We start from the raw sequence: 16,043 nt of genomic DNA, 5'->3' as shown, positions 1-16,043 counted from the left end.
CTTAATCTAAACCAAGAATGCGCTTAACAGGCTTGAAGCTTTTACGATGCTGTTCGATCGCACCATGTTGCTCTAGCGCTTCAAAATGCGCTTTGGTTGGATAGCCTTTATGTTTCGCAAAACCGTATTGAGGATATTCGGTATCTAATGCTTCCATCTCACGATCACGCGTTACTTTGGCAATAATGGATGCAGCACTGATCTCAGCAACACGTAAATCCCCTTTCACCACAGCTTGGGCAGCCATTGGTAATTCAGGGACTTTGTTACCATCAATCAAGACGAAATCAGGCTGTATGTGTAAACCCGCCACCGCACGCTGCATTGCCACCATGGTTGCTTGTAGGATATTCAGCTCGTCAATTTCATCAGCTTCACAACGACCTAATGACCACGACAAAGCTTTTTCTTTGATTTCATCAAACAGCAGATTGCGTTTTTTCTCAGTCAGTTTTTTTGAATCCGTTAAGCCTTCGATAGGGTTATTCGGATCTAAAATCACTGCTGCTGTTACAACAGCACCCACTAACGGACCACGACCGACTTCATCTACCCCTGCAATACAATTAGCTTGTGGGTAAACAAACGGTTCAAATTCTTTTTTCTCAGCCATATTACGCTCTATCAATTAAAGCTAATACTGCATTCGCTGCTTGCTCATCAGCATTACAGCGAATGGTTTTATGCATTTGTTCAAATTTCACCATCAACGCTGATGTATCACCATAGAGGATCTTATCGACTTCGTGATAAAGCTTCTCTGGCGTGCAATCTTCTTGCAGCAGTTCTGTCACTAGCTCTTCGTCTGCTAAGATATTCGGCAACGATACATACTTAGTTTTAAGCATTTTTTTAGCTAGCCACGCCGTTAATGGTTTTACTTTATAGCCCACCACCATCGGACGTTTAACAAGCATGCACTCGAGCGCAACTGTTCCCGATGCAAGCAATACTGCATCAGAGGCAATCATCACATTACGAGCCGTATCATCAACCAATACAAAATCAAGCTCAGGTGCTGTCTGCTGCCATGCTTGCTCAAACTGTGCACGGCGTTTTTGATTGACTAATGCGACGACAAAGCCTAAATCAGGATGTTTAGCCTTAAGCTGTTTACAGGTTTCGATAAATGGCGGTGCGAGCATGTCCATTTCACTGCCACGACTACCCGGTAATACCGCCAGCCAGCGTTTATCAGGATCTAACCCCAATAATGCTTGTGCTGCCGCTTGATCGGTTTGCAATGGGATTGCATCAGCCATGGTGTGACCGACAAACTCACAAGGGACATTAAACTTATCGTAAAACGCTTTTTCAAACGGTAAGAATGCAAGCACAAGGTTGGTTGCAGCTTCAATTTTAAAGATACGCTTTTGACGCCATGCCCATACAGATGGACTGACATAGTGCACGGTTTTAATACCGCGATCTTTTAAGTCTTTTTCTAGGCGTAAGTTAAAATCAGGCGCATCAATACCAACAAACACATCTGGCGGATTATCGCTAAAGTATTTAACTAGCTCTGCTTTGACCTTAAATAATCGAGGTAAGCGACCTAATACTTCAACAATACCCATAACGGCAAGCTCTTCCATATCAAACAAGGCTTCACAACCTTCAGCTTGCATACGAGGCCCCGCAACACCAACAAATTCTGCGTCTGGGTATTGCGCTTTAACAGCTTTAATAAAACCTGCACCTAAAATATCGCCGGAGATTTCCCCGGCGACAATTCCTATTCGAAGTGGCTTCGTCATTAGCGAATAATACCGCGAGTCGAGTTTTCAAATAGCTTTAAGAATAAACCAATTGATGGGAAATCTTGGCTCATTTCCTCTAGTACTGGTTTTACTTCTGCTAGTGTTTTACCAGAACGGTAAATTTCTTTGTAAGCACGACGGATAGCATGTAGTTCAGGCTTTTCAAAACCACGACGCTTTAAGCCTTCGATATTAATACCAAATGGTTTTGCGTGGTTACCTTGTGCCATTACAAATGGTGGTACGTCTTGAACAACGATAGAACCACCACCAATAAAGCTATGTGCGCCTACCGTACAGAATTGGTGTACTGGCGACAGTGCTGAAATAATCGCGTAATCTTCAACGGTAACGTGACCTGCTAATGTCGCGTTGTTACCCATGATAATGTTATCGCCAACAACACAGTCGTGAGCAATATGGACGTTAACACAGAAAAGGTTATCACTACCGACAATAGTCACACCTTTATCTTGTACCGTTCCACGGTGCATCTGTACGCTTTCACGGATCACGTTGCGATCGCCAATCACAAGGCGAGTCGCTTCACCTTGGTATTTTTTATCTTGGCACTCTTCGCCGATAACAGCGAATGGGAAGATACGGTTATCTTTACCGATCACTGTTGGACCTTTGATCACAACATGTGACATCACTTCAGTGCCTTCACCGATTTCAACATCAGTGGCAATATAAGTGAATGGGCCAATTTTCACGTTAGCGCCAATCTTTACCCCGTCTTCAATGACTGCTGACGGGTGAATTTGTGCGGTTTCATGGATCATGAGAATACTCGTCGTGCACATTTAAGTTCAGCAGAACACACTACTTCGCCGTCAACTTTCGCTACGCCGTTAAACATAGCAATACCACGACGCTCTTTTAGAAACTCAACTTCTAGCACTAGTTGATCACCAGGACCTACAGGCTTACGGAATTTCGCTTTATCGATACTTGCAAAGTAGTACAGTTCATTCTCAGCTGGCGCACCAAAGGTTTTAAATGCTAACAAACCTGTTGCCTGTGCCATTGCTTCTAGGATCATTACGCCTGGGAATACCGGCATATTAGGGAAATGACCAGTAAATTGAGGCTCATTGACAGAAACATTTTTAATTGCTGTTAACGTCTTACCTTCATCATAGTTGATCACACGATCAATCATTAGGAATGGGTAACGGTGAGGAAGCAGTTCCTGAATTTCTGTGATGTTTAGCGTCTTATTTTCGCTGGTCAAAACTAAATTCCTGTCTTAATGAGAATAAAATAATATTCAATATCAATGCAAAACGGCCTACACAAAGGTAGGCGCGTTAACTTATTAGGTAAAATCTTACTTATCTTTTGCTGCGAGTTCTTTCTCAACAGCTTTCAAACGCTTGTTCATATCGTCAATACGATGAACACGCGTTGCAGTCTTACGCCATTCGCGGTTGGTTTGTAATGGAATACCAGAAGAATACATACCTTTTTCTTCGATACTACGCATTACCATGCCCATACCAGTGATGGTCACACCATCAGCAATTTCAATATGACCATTTAATACCGACGCACCGCCAATGATGCAGTATTTACCAATTTTGGTACTACCTGCGACAATTGTACCACCCGCCATCGCTGTACCATATCCGATCTGCACGTTATGAGCGATTTGCATTTGGTTATCAATGATCACGTTATCTTCGATAATAGTGTCATCTAACGCACCACGGTCAATCGTCGTACATGAGCCGATTTCAACGCGATTACCAATACGCACAGTACCAAGCTGAGGAATTTTAACCCACTCACCTTTATCGTTGGCATAACCAAAACCATCAGCGCCAATAACAGTGCTTGACTGCACTAAACAATCACTACCTAGCTCAACGTTATGGTAGATAGTTACATTCGCCCAAAGCTTAGTGTTATCACCAATCACTGCGTTTTTGCCAATAAAGCAACTCGCACCAACTTGTACGTTATTACCTAATGTAACACCCGCTTCAATCACCGCATTATAGCTAATAGCCACATTGTCACCTAGCTGTGCAGTTGGATCTACAAATGCTGATACTGCAATCTCCGTTGCTGCAGCCTGTGTTGTATCGAGTAACTGTGCAACTAATGCATAGCTTAAGTAAGGGTCCTTAACTACTAATGCATTACCTTGGAAGAACTCTACATCCGCTTCTCGTAGCATTACTGCATCAGCTTTGCAATCAGCAAGTTGCTTACGGTATTTGCTATCAGAAAGGAACGTTATTTGACCTTCCGCTGCCTTGCCCATTCCAGCAATAGAATGAATTTCCACAGAACCATCACCACGAAGTTCCGCACCTAATTTTTCAGCTAGTTTAGCAAGAGTGATTGCAGCCATATTTACCTTATACCTATTGTAACAACAGCCACAAAAGTGGCTGTTTGATACCATAACTACCGATATATTGGGTTAAATGCCAATATATCGGTCATTATTGCTTTGTGTTACTGATTATTTTACCGCAGCAATCACTTTAGAAGAAAGATCATCTTTCTTATTTGCGAATAAAACTGCTTGTGCATCAAGTACAACATCGTAGCCATTTTTCTTCGCTACAGAGTCGATTGCTGTACGGATTTTCTTAACAAGCTTTTGCTCTTCTTCCATACCACGACGACGTTGATCTTCTGCTAATGCTTGTGCTTTTAGCTTGTAATCAGAGTCAAGTTGAGCAAGTTCACGTTGAAGCTTTTGACGTTGTTCTGAACTCATTAGCTCACCATCACGCTTCATCTTGTCGATTTTGCTCTTCATCTTTGTTTCGATTGAACGTAGTGCCGCTACACGACCACTAAACTCTTTCTTCAACTTATCTTGAACCTTGTAACGCTGAGCTAACTCAGACATTGCCTGACCTGTAGATACGTAACCAATTTTTTGTGCAGCTTCAGCTGCATTAGCGTACATTGACGAAGATAGAATTACCAAGCCAAGACTTGCTGCTTTAATCCATTGTTTCAAAAGTTCTCTCCTCAAAAATTAGAATGTCTGACCAATTGTGAATGTGAAGAATTCCTCATCATCCCCTTCATATTTCTTGATTGGTTTCGCAATCGAGAATACAAGTGGACCCATTGGCGACATCCACTGTAAAGCTGCACCTGCAGAGGCGCGGATCATACCTGGATCAGAGTAATCCGGGATATTTTTAGTATTTCCTGCAGGGTGATACTCAGTATCCCAAACAGAGCTTGCATCCACAAAGAAGCTGGTACGGATCTGATTTTTTAATTCATCCGATGCAAATGGTGTTGGAACAATTAACTCCATACTTGCAAGTGCAATAGCATTACCACCAGCTGCATCATCACTATTCACCCAACTTGGGTTATTGCCTTGACTACCAGACGGATAAATCGCTTTTGGACCTACGGTATTTGAACGGAAACCACGAATCGTACTAAAGCCACCAGCATAGAAGTTTTCGTAGAATGGCATTAACTGATCACTACCGTTATCCGTCTTACCATAACCATTACCGTAACCAAGACGACCACGAAGTAATAGCGAGTAATCTTGTTTTTCCGTTAACGGAATGTACTGGCGTACGTTGTAGTTCGCTTTAAAGTACTGCGAATCCGAACCTGGGATTGTCATCTTAAACGAGAAATCCTGACGGTTACCCGATGTAGGGAAGTAACCTCGGTTTAAGTTGTTACGTGTCCAACCAATCGTCCAACTAAAGTCATCTAGTTTAATAGCGCTATCGCTATTTAAGTTAAAGCCATGAGCTTTTTTAAATTGGTTAACTTGATAATAATCAGAAACATTCGAGATCTTGTTATGATCGTAACCTAAGCTAAAGTTGAAGTAATTTAGCTCATTGTATGGGAAGCCCCAGGTTAAGCTCGTACCGTAACTTTGGTTGGTGTAATCCGAGATATTGGCATCAGATGCTTCAAACTCGTTGTAGTAAACACGACCCCCCAAGCTCACATTGTTAATCGTGAAGTATGGGTCGTTGTACTCTAGGCTAATGTTCTTAGAGTAGTCATTCGTTTGTGCATTGATACCAAAACGGTTACCAGTACCTAAGAAGTTATCTTGAGTAAGGCCAGCTTGGAAACTAATACCTGATTCAGTACCGTAACCAACACCAAAGTTAACACTGCCTGAGTTTGCTTCTTTGACGTTGTATTTGATATCGACCTGATCATCAGAACCAGGTACTCGTACAGTTTGTACATCAACATTTTCAAAGAAACCAGTACGATTCAGACGTGTTTTACCTGTTTCAATCGCTTTTGCGTTTAACCAAGTGCCTTCCATCTGACGCATTTCACGACGTAATACTTCATCTTTAGTATTGGTATTACCACGGAATTCAATGTTACGTACATAAATACGTTTGCCTTGCTCAACGTTAACAATCAATGATACTTCATTGTTCTTATCGTCAAACTCAGGATAAGTCGTTACTTGAGGGTAAGCATAACCCGCTTCACCCAGCTTACGCTTAATCGCTTCTTCTAATGCAGTTACTTCTGCACCGTTATAAACCGAATTAGGCTTAAACGTTACTAGCTTATCAAATTCTGCGACACGACCTTCTACATCACCACGGAACTGTACATTTTTAACTTTGTACTGATGGCCTTCATGGATTTTTAAGGTGATGTACACGCCTTTTTTATCTGGCGAGATCGATACTTGCGTTTCATCTAAACGATACTTCAAATAACCATTATTTAGGTATTGAGAACGTAGCGCTTCTAAATCGCCTTGTAACACCTGCTTTTGGTACTTTTCATTCGCCATAAAGTTCCACCAAGGCACATCGTCCTTGAGTATGAACTTACTGCGTAATTCATCATCACTGAAAACATGGTTACCTAAAATGTTAATCTGCTTAATTTTTGCAGACACACCTTCAGTGAAAACAAATTTAACATCAGCACGATTACGAGGAAGAGGTGTTACAACAGCTTCTACTGTCGCGTTGTATTTACCTACGCTGTAGTAGAAATCCTCAAGCCCTTTTTCAATCTTTCGTAGCGTTGTACGATCCAAAGCTTCGCCTACTCGTAAGCCTGACGCTTCCAAGTTTTCTTTTAGCTGTTCAGCTTTGATCGCTTTGTTACCAGCGAAAGTGATATTGGCAATAGTAGGACGCTCAGTCACATCTATCTGAAGTGTATTACCGTCGCGGTAAACTTTAATATCTTCGAAGTTGCCAGAAGCATAAAGTGATTTAATTAGTTCTGAAATATCCTGTTGATTAACAGTATCTCCAACGCGAACTGGCATCTTTAACAATGCAGCACCTAACGTGACACGCTGAAGCCCTTCAAAACGAATGTTATCAACTACAAAATTATCTTCCGCACTATGCGCAACGCTACTGGTTAAAAGCAGCGATGCGACCAACAGTTTTTTAATCGCCATTACTGTTCTGATTATTCCTTGCTAAAAACGCATTATTAAAGACGGGTAAAATCATTGAATAGCGCAACGGCCATTAACGCAACCAAAATGGCTGATCCCACTCTATAGCCAATATCCTGAATTCGTTCTGAGACAGGACGACGAGTCACCGCTTCGATAGCGAAGAACATTAAATGCCCTCCATCTAACACTGGCAGCGGTAACAAATTAACTATACCTAAATTGACACTAATCAATGCCAAAAAGCCGAGAAAATACACTAAACCGAAATCGGCAGTCATCCCCGCCCCTTTCGCAATTGAAATAGGCCCACTTAGGTTTTTTATTGCAACATCACCTGTAAACAACTTAGTTACCATATCGAATGTTAAGGTCACTAGTTGTTTTGTCTTTTCAGTAGCCTTCACTACTGCTTCAAGTGGACCAAACTGTAAATTAATTTTGTATGACTCAGGCCATGGTTCAATAGATGGCGCTAAACCGACATAACCAATTTTACTACCGTCAGGTTCAACCTTACTGTGAGGGACAAGTGATAACATCACAGGTTGCCCGTCTCGTAAGACTTTAACAGATAATTGCTGATCAGGGTGCGTACGCACAGCATCAACAAACTGCTGCCACTCAGTTACAGGTTTTTTATCAATTGCTACAATCTTATCATTTAATTTAAATCCTGCATCTACTGCAGCACTATTATCCACCAATTGCGCGACATTTAACGTAATTGCAGGTCGATAAGGCATTATACCTAAGGTATTTAGTACTTGCTGTGATTCAGGATCATAAGACCAATGTGATAAATCTAAAGTGCGACTAACAACAACATCACTATTCGGCTCTGTTGCGGTGATTTGCATCGTTTTATCACCGATATGAGAAACCATTGCCATATTGGCAGATTCCCAATCAGAAGTTTCGATTCCTGAAACTGATTTAAGTTCCATTCCAGGTGTAATTCCTGCTTGCGCCGCGATCGATTGTGGTACGACTTCACCAATAACAGGTTTAAGTGCAGGAACCCCAATAAGATAAACAACCCAATAAGCAAAAATCGCAAACAAGAAGTTAGCTAATGGACCTGCTGCAACAATCGCACTTCGTTGCCATAACTTCTTATTATTAAACGCCATATGACGTTTTTCAGCAGGTACTTCTTCTACCCGCTCATCCAGCATTTTTACGTATCCGCCTAAAGGAATCATTGCTAGAGTATATTCAGTGCCATCTTTGCCAACTCGGCGCCACAACGACTTACCAAAGCCAATAGAGAAGCGTTCAACATACACACCACAGCGACGTGCTACCCAAAAATGACCAAATTCATGGACAGCGATTAGAATCCCTAAAGCAACTAAAAAAGCACTTAAATTGCGGATAAATTCGATCATGCAAATTCCTTGATGATGATATCGGAAGCCAGTTGACGAGCCTGTTTATCAATATCCATTACCTCATCAATATCTTGAGGTTCAACAAGCTCGGATATTTCTAGCACTTTTTTGTTCACTTTAGCAATATCAGTAAAGCGAATTTGACCGGATAGAAACGCAGCAACAGCAATTTCATTCGCAGCATTCAGTATTGTTGTTGCCGCTTGACCTTGATAGCACGCATCAATAGCTAGCTTCAAACACGGGTAACGGTCAAAATCAGGCTTTAAAAATGTAAATTCACCAACTTGGCTAAAATCTAGCGGCGCAACACCTGCCTCTACACGCTCAGGATAAGCCATGGCACAAGCAATAGGTGTGCACATATCAGGCAATCCCATCTGAGCGATCACTGAGCCATCTTTATACTGTACCATTGAATGGATCACTGATTGAGGATGAATAATTACATCCATTTGCTCACGGCTAGCATTAAATAACCAGCGCGCCTCAATATACTCTAGACCTTTATTCATCATTGTGGCTGAATCCACAGAGATTTTAGGCCCCATTGACCAGTTAGGATGCGCTATCGCCATTGCCGGCGTCACATCATCCAGCTCACTAATATCGGTATATCTGAACGGACCACCAGAGCCCGTAAGCAGCATTTTACTCACACCAGATGCGGATAAATCACAACGCCCCATTCGCTGTTGGATATCAGCGGGTAGTGATTGAAAAATAGCATTATGCTCGCTATCAACAGGTAACAGTTCAGCGCCGTATTTTTCACACGCATCAATGAACATTTGCCCGGTCATCACCAGCGCTTCTTTATTAGCAAGCAAAATACGCTTACCTTTTTTCACTGCAGCCATCGTTGGTAATAAACCAGCCGCGCCAACAATAGCCGCCATCACAGTATCAACGCACTCTAATGCAGCAACATCACAGACACCTTGCTCACCAGACAGAACTGTTATCTCTAGTCCGTGCTGTTGTAGCTTTTGTTCTAGTAATTTTGCGGCACCAACATCAAACATTGCTGCATATTGTGGTTTCCATAACTGACAAAGTTCAAACATCTTATCGACATTTGAACCTGCAGCTAATGCCGTTACCTCAAACAATTCGGGGTTATTTGCAACAACATTTAAAGTGCTACTACCAATCGAGCCTGTAGCCCCAAGGATCGTTAACTTACGCATAAATTCACTTACATTTACAAAAAAGGCAGCGTAATGGCTGCCTTAAAAAAGAGATGGCTTACATTAACCAGAGATAGAGTAATGCAAAAACAGGTATTGCTGCGGTTAGGCTATCAATACGATCTAAAATACCACCGTGACCCGGTAAAATATTACCACTGTCTTTCACGCCAGAAGCACGTTTAAACATACTTTCGACCAAATCACCTAGCACTGAAATCACTACAGTAATAATAGCAATCAATAACAGGCTTGAAATCGATACAAATGGAATAGCCAGTAAATTCGCGCCAATCCAAGTAATGATAACCGCTAGTACCACACCACCAATTAAGCCTTCGATCGTTTTATTAGGGCTAACTGCAGGTGCCATTTTATGTTTACCAAAGCGTTTACCAGAGAAATAAGCGCCAGTATCTGCTGACCAAACAAGGAAACACACCAGTAAAACTAGCTTAGCACCATGATAAGGATCATTGCTGTAATCCACTGCACGTAACATTAAAATACTCCAAAAAAATGGAAGTAATGTTAGTAGGCCGAAAAGTTGTTTTACAAAAGAATTAGATGCCCATAACTTATCGGTTTTGGGATACGTTATCGCTAAGAAAGAAGCAATTAACCACCAAATGCCACCGATCAGTAATACGCTATGTAGACCACCACTTAATGCTGATAGTGATGTTGCATCTACTGGTAATAACACTAGGCTTGCACCCAATGCAATCACAGGTAGAACCATCGCACTAATACGAGATGATGCATTAACAAATTGAGTCCATTCCCAAAAACCAACAAGGGTTACAGCTGCAATCGCAGCAACAAAGGCTGGAAACGGTAAGAAGAAAATACCCGCAATGACAAGTGGTGCGAGGATTAATGCGGTAATTATTCGTTGCTTTAGCAAACTGCGTCCTCTATATAATTATTGTATAGGCTCAAAGCCCTAGTCGTTGTAAATAATAACGCCAACGCACATCACTGAGCATTGGCGAAAAATAATAACTTTTATTTTAACAATGCTTGTATCTGTTCGCCTGTACAACCAAAACGGCGTTCACGAGTCACAAACCACGCTACTGCGTTCATCAAGCTCGTTTCATCAAAATCAGGCCAGTGTTGTTCAGTAAAATACAGCTCTGCATAAGCGGTTTGCCACAGCATAAAATTGCTGATTCGGCACTCGCCACTGGTACGGATCAACAGATCAACATCAGGAAGCCCATAGGTTGAAAGACCAGATTCTAAATCCTGCTCTGTGAGTTCGCTGATATCAAGACCATTATCAACGGCGCGCTGTGCTAGCTGTTTAGCTGCTTCAAGAATGTCCCATTGACCACCATAATTGGCTGCAACATTGAGCACCATACCAGTATTATCAGCAGTTAATGCTTCTGCTGTGGCAATTTTTTCTTGTAAGCGTCCACTAAAACGCGTGGTATCACCGATGATACGTAATCGAATATTATTTTTATGTAGCCTTTTTACTTCACGACTTAATACGGTCATGAAAAGCTCCATCAGTAGCGATACTTCAGCTTCTGGACGACGCCAGTTTTCACTACTGAAAGCAAAGAGCGTTAATGCTTTAATACCAAGACGATTTGCAGTAGAGACTGTCTTTCGCACGGCTTCTACGCCAGCCTTGTGGTCAAACACCCGAGCTTTGCCTTTGGCTTTTGCCCAACGACCATTACCATCCATAATCACTGCGATGTGGTTTGGAAGACAATCTGCCGAAAGCCCAGCCTCGATTGAATGCTCTGCCATCTCTATCCCTCAAAAAAAAGCGCCGTGCTGCACGCACAGCGCTCCTAATCATTTAAAACTAATTACGTTTTAAACTTCCATTAACTCTTTTTCTTTCACTTCTAGAACAGCATCGATGTTCTTGATAGCGTCATCAGTTAGTTTCTGAATTTCGTCTTGTGCACGACGATCATCATCTTCAGAAATTTCTTTGTCTTTTAGTAGCGCTTTAACGTTCGCGTTAGCATCACGACGAATGTTACGTACAGCAACACGGCCTTGCTCAGCTTCTGCACGTACAATCTTAACAAGATCGCGACGACGCTCTTCTGTTAGCGGTGGAAGTGGAACACGGATCACAGTACCTGCAGACATTGGGTTTAAACCAAGATCTGACATCATGATCGCTTTTTCAACTTTAGGCGCTAGTTCACGGTCAAATACTGTGATTGCTAGTGTACGTGCATCTTCTGCAACAACGTTAGCAACTTGGTTTAGCGGTGTGTTTGCACCGTAGTACTCAACAGAAATAGTATCAAGTAGGCTTGGGTGTGCACGACCTGTACGGATTTTCACTAGTTGGTTTTTCAGTGCTTCAACACTTTTTTCCATGCGCGATTGTGCGTCTTGTTTGATTTCGTTAATCACGATAAATACCCTTGATTATTCGGTCACAATAAAAAAGCTATTATTACTTTTTTAGTTAATCAGTTGTCCACTGTGCTTAAGCGCTAGTGATTAGCGTGCCTTCTTGCTCACCCATTACTACACGACGTAGTGCGCCTGGCTTATTCATGTTGAATACGCGGATAGGCATCTTGTGGTCACGAGCAAGTGTAAATGCCGCTAAGTCCATTACTTTTAATTCTTTTTCAAGCACGTCTTGGTAGCTTAGCTTATCACAAAGAGTTGCATCTGGGTTTTTAACTGGATCGTCTGTGTAAACACCGTCCACTTTGGTTGCTTTCAGTACAACATCTGCTTCAATTTCGATACCACGTAGACACGCAGCTGAATCAGTTGTGAAGAAAGGATTACCCGTACCCGCAGAGAAAATAACTACACGACCTTGGCGTAATTGGCTAATCGCATCAGCCCAGTTGTAGTTATCACACACACCGTTAAGAGGAATAGCTGACATTACTCGAGCGTTCACATAGGCACGGTGCAAAGAATCACGCATTGCTAAGCCGTTCATTACAGTTGCTAGCATACCCATGTGGTCGCCCACAACTCGGTTCATACCTGCTTCTGCAAGGCCTGCACCACGGAATAAGTTACCGCCACCAATAACTAGGCCCACTTGTACGCCTAATTCAACGAGTTCTTTGATCTCTTGAGCCATACGGTCAAGAACTTGTGCGTCAATGCCGAAACCTTCTTCGCCTTGTAGTGCTTCACCACTTAGCTTAAGCAAAATTCGTTGATAAGTTGGTTTTGGATTTGTGGTCATGTGTTTTACCTTCCAGGCTAACTTGAGATATGGAGTTGTAAAAAGACCGCAGCCATGGCTACGGTCTTCTATAAGCTATTCGCTAAAAAGGATTAACCTTTTTGAGCCAATGCTACTTCTTCAGCGAAGCTTAGGCCTTCTTGCTTCTCGATACCTTCACCAACTTCTAGGCGAACGAAACCAGAAACAGAAACACCAGCTTCTTTAAGCACGTCACCTACAGTTTTCTTAGGTTCCATGATGAAAGCTTGACCAGTTAGAGAAACTTCGCCAGTGAACTTCTTCATGCGGCCTTCAACCATCTTTTCAGCGATTTCTTTAGGCTTGCCTTCGTTCATTGCGATTTCAACTTGAACTTCGCGCTCTTTAGCAACTACGTCTGCTGGTACGTCAGATGGGTTAACGTACTCTGGCTTAGATGCTGCAACGTGCATTGCAACGTGCTTAAGAGTTTCTTCGCTACCGTTACCAGCAACAACAACACCGATACGCTCACCGTGACGGTAAGTTGAGATTTGCTCACCTTCGATGTAAGCAACACGACGGATAGAAACGTTCTCACCGATCTTAGCAACTAGAGCAACACGTGCTTCTTCGAATTGTGCTTGAAGCTCTTCAACAGATGCTTTGCTAGCTAGAGCAGCGTCAGCTACTTCGTTAGCGAAACCTAGGAAGTTACCATCTTTAGCAACGAAGTCAGTTTGACAGTTAACTTCTACAAGTGCTGCAGTAGTTTCGTTGTTCTTGATGATGATAGTACCTTCAGCAGCTACGTTACCCGCTTTTTTAGCAGCTTTTGCAGCACCGCTCTTACGCATGTTTTCGATTGCTAGCTCGATGTCAGCGTTAGCTTCTACTAGCGCTTTTTTACATTCCATCATGCCTGCGCCAGTACGCTCACGCAGTTCTTTAACTAGGGCAGCTGTAACTGTTGCCATTGTCATAATCCTCAGATTGAATTCTTTGAGTAAAAATCAGGGGCCTTTAGCGGCCCCTGGTAACCATTCTTAGTTTACACAAGGTAACTTAAGAGGCTCTGTAAAGTACCAAGTACTTATTAAGCTTCAGCTACGAAACCGTCTTCTTCAGCTTGAACAGCGATATCTTGGTTGCGAGCTTCTTTAACAGTTTGAGCTACAGCACCAGTGTAAAGCTGGATCGCACGGATTGCGTCATCGTTACCTGGGATAACGAAATCAACACCGTCTGGATCTGCGTTTGTATCAACAACAGCAAATACTGGGATACCTAGGTTGTTAGCTTCTTTAATTGCGATGTGCTCACAATCAGCACCAACTACGAACATTGCGTCTGGTAGACCGCCCATGTTCTTGATACCACCTAGTGATTTCTCAAGCTTTTCCATTTCACGAGTACGCATTAGCGCTTCTTTCTTGGTTAGCTTCTCGAAAGTACCATCAGTAGATTGAGCTTCAAGATCTTTAAGACGCTTGATTGACTGACGAACAGTTTTCCAGTTAGTCAGCATACCACCCAACCAACGGTTGTTTACGTAGTACTGGTCACAGCTTACTGCTGCTTCTTTGATTGATTCGCTAGCTGCGCGCTTAGTACCAACGAAAAGAACTTTACCTTTACGAGCTGCAATTTTTTCAATTTCAGCTAGTGCTTCGTTGAACATTGGTACAGTTTTTTCTAGGTTGATGATGTGTACACGGTTACGAGCGCCGAAAATGAATGGCTTCATTTTTGGGTTCCAGTAACGAGTTTGGTGACCGAAGTGTACACCAGCCTGAAGCATGTCGCGCATTGATACAGTTGCCATTGAATAATCCTCTATGGGGTTAGGCGTCCACATATCCCATCTTAAAACCGACCCGATGACAGCAATAAGCTATCGTTATCTAATAAAAGATAACCGAGCACCCCGGCAGATGTGTCGATATGTGTGAATAATAAAATTAAGTATGTATGACTCAATCAAGTCGCACCTTCGTACCTATATATTAGTGGCAAAGCACAAATACACTTAGTATGAAAGTAACAAAATCACTGATCACGGCGCGCTTTATACCACATATTTAGTCGCTAAATCCAGTCAAATCTGGTTATGAGAATTAATCTTATCTTTCCTTTCTCCCCTAGCGACTGGTAACATAGCGTTATAGCAAAACATACGAATAGAGACGATTATATGAGCATTAAGATCAAAACGGCTGAAGAAATCGAAAAAATGCGCGTAGCGGGCCGTTTGGCTGCTGAAGTGCTAGAAATGATCGAACCCCACGTTAAAGCTGGTGTAACTACCGAAGAGCTTGATCGTATTTGTCATGACTACATCACTAAAGAGCAACAAGCGATCCCTGCACCACTAAACTACCACGGTTTCCCGAAATCAATCTGTACTTCAATCAACCACGTTGTTTGTCACGGTATTCCAGCAAAAGCTGATGAAGAAGTACCTGAAGCTAATGGTAAATTCAACAAGCCTGCAGTGCTTAAAGATGGCGACATCATCAACATTGACGTAACTGTCATTAAAGATGGTTACCACGGTGATACCTCTAAGATGTTTGAAGTGGGTGAAGTATCACTTGAAGACAAGCGTCTTTGCCGCGTTGCACAGGAAAGCCTGTATCTAGCAATCAAGAAAGTAAAACCTGGTGCACGTGTTGGCGATATCGGTACTGCTATTCAAAAATTCATTAAAGCTGGTAATAGCCGTTTCTCTATCGTTAAAGACTACTGTGGTCACGGTATTGGTAACGAGTTCCACGAAGAGCCACAAGTGGTTCACTACAAAAACAACGATCGCACTGTACTAAAAGAGGGCATGTGTTTTACGATTGAGCCAATGATCAACGCTGGTAAATTTGGCTGTGAATCAGATGATCAAGACGGCTGGACTGTTTACACTGTAGACGGTAAGAAATCAGCACAGTGGGAACACACGCTACTAGTAACAAAAGAAGGTTGTGAGATCTTAACACTACGTAAAGAAGAATCACTGCCTCGTCTAATGCACAACGCATAATTGTTACTCAGTTAACAAGATAATAAAAACCGACCATTTGTGTCGGTTTTTTTCTATCTATACATGTTGTTCCGATGTGGTTGTGGTTATAG

Annotated in this window: 16 protein-coding genes; 1 reads left to right on the top strand and 15 read right to left on the bottom strand. The window is 42.3% G+C overall.

The window, feature by feature from the left end:
- Window position 1 precedes the first annotated feature (1 nt).
- From rnhB to rpsB, 15 genes are all read right to left on the bottom strand, one after another.
- A complete protein-coding gene (gene rnhB / locus Q7674_RS10010; RefSeq protein ID WP_045065452.1) occupies window positions 2-613 on the bottom strand; it encodes a ribonuclease HII in 612 nt (203 codons plus the stop codon).
- A gap of 1 nt (window position 614) precedes the next feature.
- A complete protein-coding gene (lpxB, locus tag Q7674_RS10005) occupies window positions 615-1,757 on the bottom strand; it encodes a lipid-A-disaccharide synthase (RefSeq protein WP_045065453.1) in 1,143 nt (380 codons plus the stop codon).
- Window positions 1,757-2,545 (bottom strand): acyl-ACP--UDP-N-acetylglucosamine O-acyltransferase, encoded by a 789-nt coding sequence (lpxA, locus tag Q7674_RS10000; protein WP_045065455.1) that lies wholly within the window; start codon window positions 2,543-2,545, stop codon window positions 1,757-1,759. The genes lpxB and lpxA overlap by 1 nt, the downstream gene beginning before the upstream one ends.
- Window positions 2,542-2,997 (bottom strand): 3-hydroxyacyl-ACP dehydratase FabZ, encoded by a 456-nt coding sequence (fabZ, locus tag Q7674_RS09995; protein ID WP_008986239.1) that lies wholly within the window; start codon window positions 2,995-2,997, stop codon window positions 2,542-2,544. Before fabZ ends, lpxA begins: the two co-directional genes overlap by 4 nt.
- Window positions 2,998-3,093: 96 nt before the next feature.
- Entirely contained in the window at window positions 3,094-4,122 is a 1,029-nt protein-coding gene (gene lpxD / locus Q7674_RS09990; protein ID WP_305423653.1) for a UDP-3-O-(3-hydroxymyristoyl)glucosamine N-acyltransferase, read from the bottom strand.
- Between the two features lie 114 nt (window positions 4,123-4,236).
- On the bottom strand, window positions 4,237-4,746 hold the full coding sequence (locus Q7674_RS09985; RefSeq protein ID WP_023933395.1) for an OmpH/Skp family outer membrane protein: 510 nt from the start codon (window positions 4,744-4,746) through the stop codon (window positions 4,237-4,239).
- Between the two features lie 18 nt (window positions 4,747-4,764).
- The gene (gene bamA / locus Q7674_RS09980) at window positions 4,765-7,170 is read right to left on the bottom strand and encodes an outer membrane protein assembly factor BamA (RefSeq protein ID WP_305423650.1); all 2,406 of its coding nucleotides are present in this window, start codon (window positions 7,168-7,170) and stop codon (window positions 4,765-4,767) included.
- A gap of 35 nt (window positions 7,171-7,205) precedes the next feature.
- The gene (gene rseP / locus Q7674_RS09975; RefSeq protein WP_023933397.1) at window positions 7,206-8,561 is read right to left on the bottom strand and encodes a sigma E protease regulator RseP; all 1,356 of its coding nucleotides are present in this window, start codon (window positions 8,559-8,561) and stop codon (window positions 7,206-7,208) included.
- The gene (ispC, locus tag Q7674_RS09970; RefSeq protein WP_107229706.1) at window positions 8,558-9,754 is read right to left on the bottom strand and encodes a 1-deoxy-D-xylulose-5-phosphate reductoisomerase; all 1,197 of its coding nucleotides are present in this window, start codon (window positions 9,752-9,754) and stop codon (window positions 8,558-8,560) included. The genes rseP and ispC overlap by 4 nt, the downstream gene beginning before the upstream one ends.
- Before the next feature lie 58 nt (window positions 9,755-9,812).
- Window positions 9,813-10,661: a phosphatidate cytidylyltransferase gene (locus tag Q7674_RS09965; RefSeq protein WP_045065461.1), complete on the bottom strand. Its 849-nt coding sequence runs from the start codon at window positions 10,659-10,661 to the stop codon at window positions 9,813-9,815.
- A 101-nt stretch (window positions 10,662-10,762) separates the two neighbouring features.
- Window positions 10,763-11,524, bottom strand: coding sequence for an undecaprenyl pyrophosphate synthase (gene uppS / locus Q7674_RS09960; RefSeq protein WP_305423647.1), 762 nt, complete (start codon window positions 11,522-11,524; stop codon window positions 10,763-10,765).
- Window positions 11,525-11,593: 69 nt separating this feature from the next.
- Window positions 11,594-12,151: a ribosome recycling factor gene (gene frr, locus Q7674_RS09955; RefSeq protein WP_008986231.1), complete on the bottom strand. Its 558-nt coding sequence runs from the start codon at window positions 12,149-12,151 to the stop codon at window positions 11,594-11,596.
- Window positions 12,152-12,227: 76 nt separating this feature from the next.
- Window positions 12,228-12,956, bottom strand: coding sequence for a UMP kinase (pyrH, locus tag Q7674_RS09950; protein WP_008986230.1), 729 nt, complete (start codon window positions 12,954-12,956; stop codon window positions 12,228-12,230).
- Window positions 12,957-13,048: 92 nt separating this feature from the next.
- Window positions 13,049-13,894: a translation elongation factor Ts gene (gene tsf, locus Q7674_RS09945; protein WP_023933403.1), complete on the bottom strand. Its 846-nt coding sequence runs from the start codon at window positions 13,892-13,894 to the stop codon at window positions 13,049-13,051.
- 119 nt (window positions 13,895-14,013) lie between these two features.
- Complete coding sequence (rpsB, locus tag Q7674_RS09940) at window positions 14,014-14,742, bottom strand: 30S ribosomal protein S2 (protein WP_008986228.1); 729 nt, start codon at window positions 14,740-14,742, stop codon at window positions 14,014-14,016.
- A 369-nt stretch (window positions 14,743-15,111) separates the two neighbouring features.
- Between rpsB and map the strand changes: the two genes are divergently transcribed.
- Complete coding sequence (map, locus tag Q7674_RS09935; protein WP_045071026.1) at window positions 15,112-15,951, top strand: type I methionyl aminopeptidase; 840 nt, start codon at window positions 15,112-15,114, stop codon at window positions 15,949-15,951.
- Window positions 15,952-16,043 lie beyond the last annotated feature (92 nt).

The sequence above is a fragment of the Photobacterium leiognathi genome (assembly GCF_030685535.1).
Classification (GTDB): domain Bacteria; phylum Pseudomonadota; class Gammaproteobacteria; order Enterobacterales; family Vibrionaceae; genus Photobacterium; species Photobacterium leiognathi.
The sequence above is the reverse complement of the archived record's forward strand: the minus strand, read 5'-3'. Positions and strand labels throughout refer to the sequence as shown.

Excerpts from the sequence above, each read along its gene's own strand:
- ispC (WP_107229706.1), bottom strand. The coding sequence starts at position 9,754 with ATGCGTAAGTTAACGATCCTTGGGGCTACAGGCTCGATTGGTAGTAGC.
- tsf (WP_023933403.1), bottom strand. The coding sequence starts at position 13,894 with ATGGCAACAGTTACAGCTGCCCTAGTTAAAGAACTGCGTGAGCGTACT.
- lpxB (WP_045065453.1), bottom strand. The coding sequence starts at position 1,757 with ATGACGAAGCCACTTCGAATAGGAATTGTCGCCGGGGAAATCTCCGGC.
- rnhB (WP_045065452.1), bottom strand. The coding sequence starts at position 613 with ATGGCTGAGAAAAAAGAATTTGAACCGTTTGTTTACCCACAAGCTAAT.
- rseP (WP_023933397.1), bottom strand. The coding sequence starts at position 8,561 with ATGATCGAATTTATCCGCAATTTAAGTGCTTTTTTAGTTGCTTTAGGG.
- pyrH (WP_008986230.1), bottom strand. The coding sequence starts at position 12,956 with ATGACCACAAATCCAAAACCAACTTATCAACGAATTTTGCTTAAGCTA.
- bamA (WP_305423650.1), bottom strand. The coding sequence starts at position 7,170 with ATGGCGATTAAAAAACTGTTGGTCGCATCGCTGCTTTTAACCAGTAGC.
- uppS (WP_305423647.1), bottom strand. The coding sequence starts at position 11,524 with ATGGCAGAGCATTCAATCGAGGCTGGGCTTTCGGCAGATTGTCTTCCA.
- lpxA (WP_045065455.1), bottom strand. The coding sequence starts at position 2,545 with ATGATCCATGAAACCGCACAAATTCACCCGTCAGCAGTCATTGAAGAC.
- rpsB (WP_008986228.1), bottom strand. The coding sequence starts at position 14,742 with ATGGCAACTGTATCAATGCGCGACATGCTTCAGGCTGGTGTACACTTC.
- lpxD (WP_305423653.1), bottom strand. The coding sequence starts at position 4,122 with ATGGCTGCAATCACTCTTGCTAAACTAGCTGAAAAATTAGGTGCGGAA.
- map (WP_045071026.1), top strand. The coding sequence starts at position 15,112 with ATGAGCATTAAGATCAAAACGGCTGAAGAAATCGAAAAAATGCGCGTA.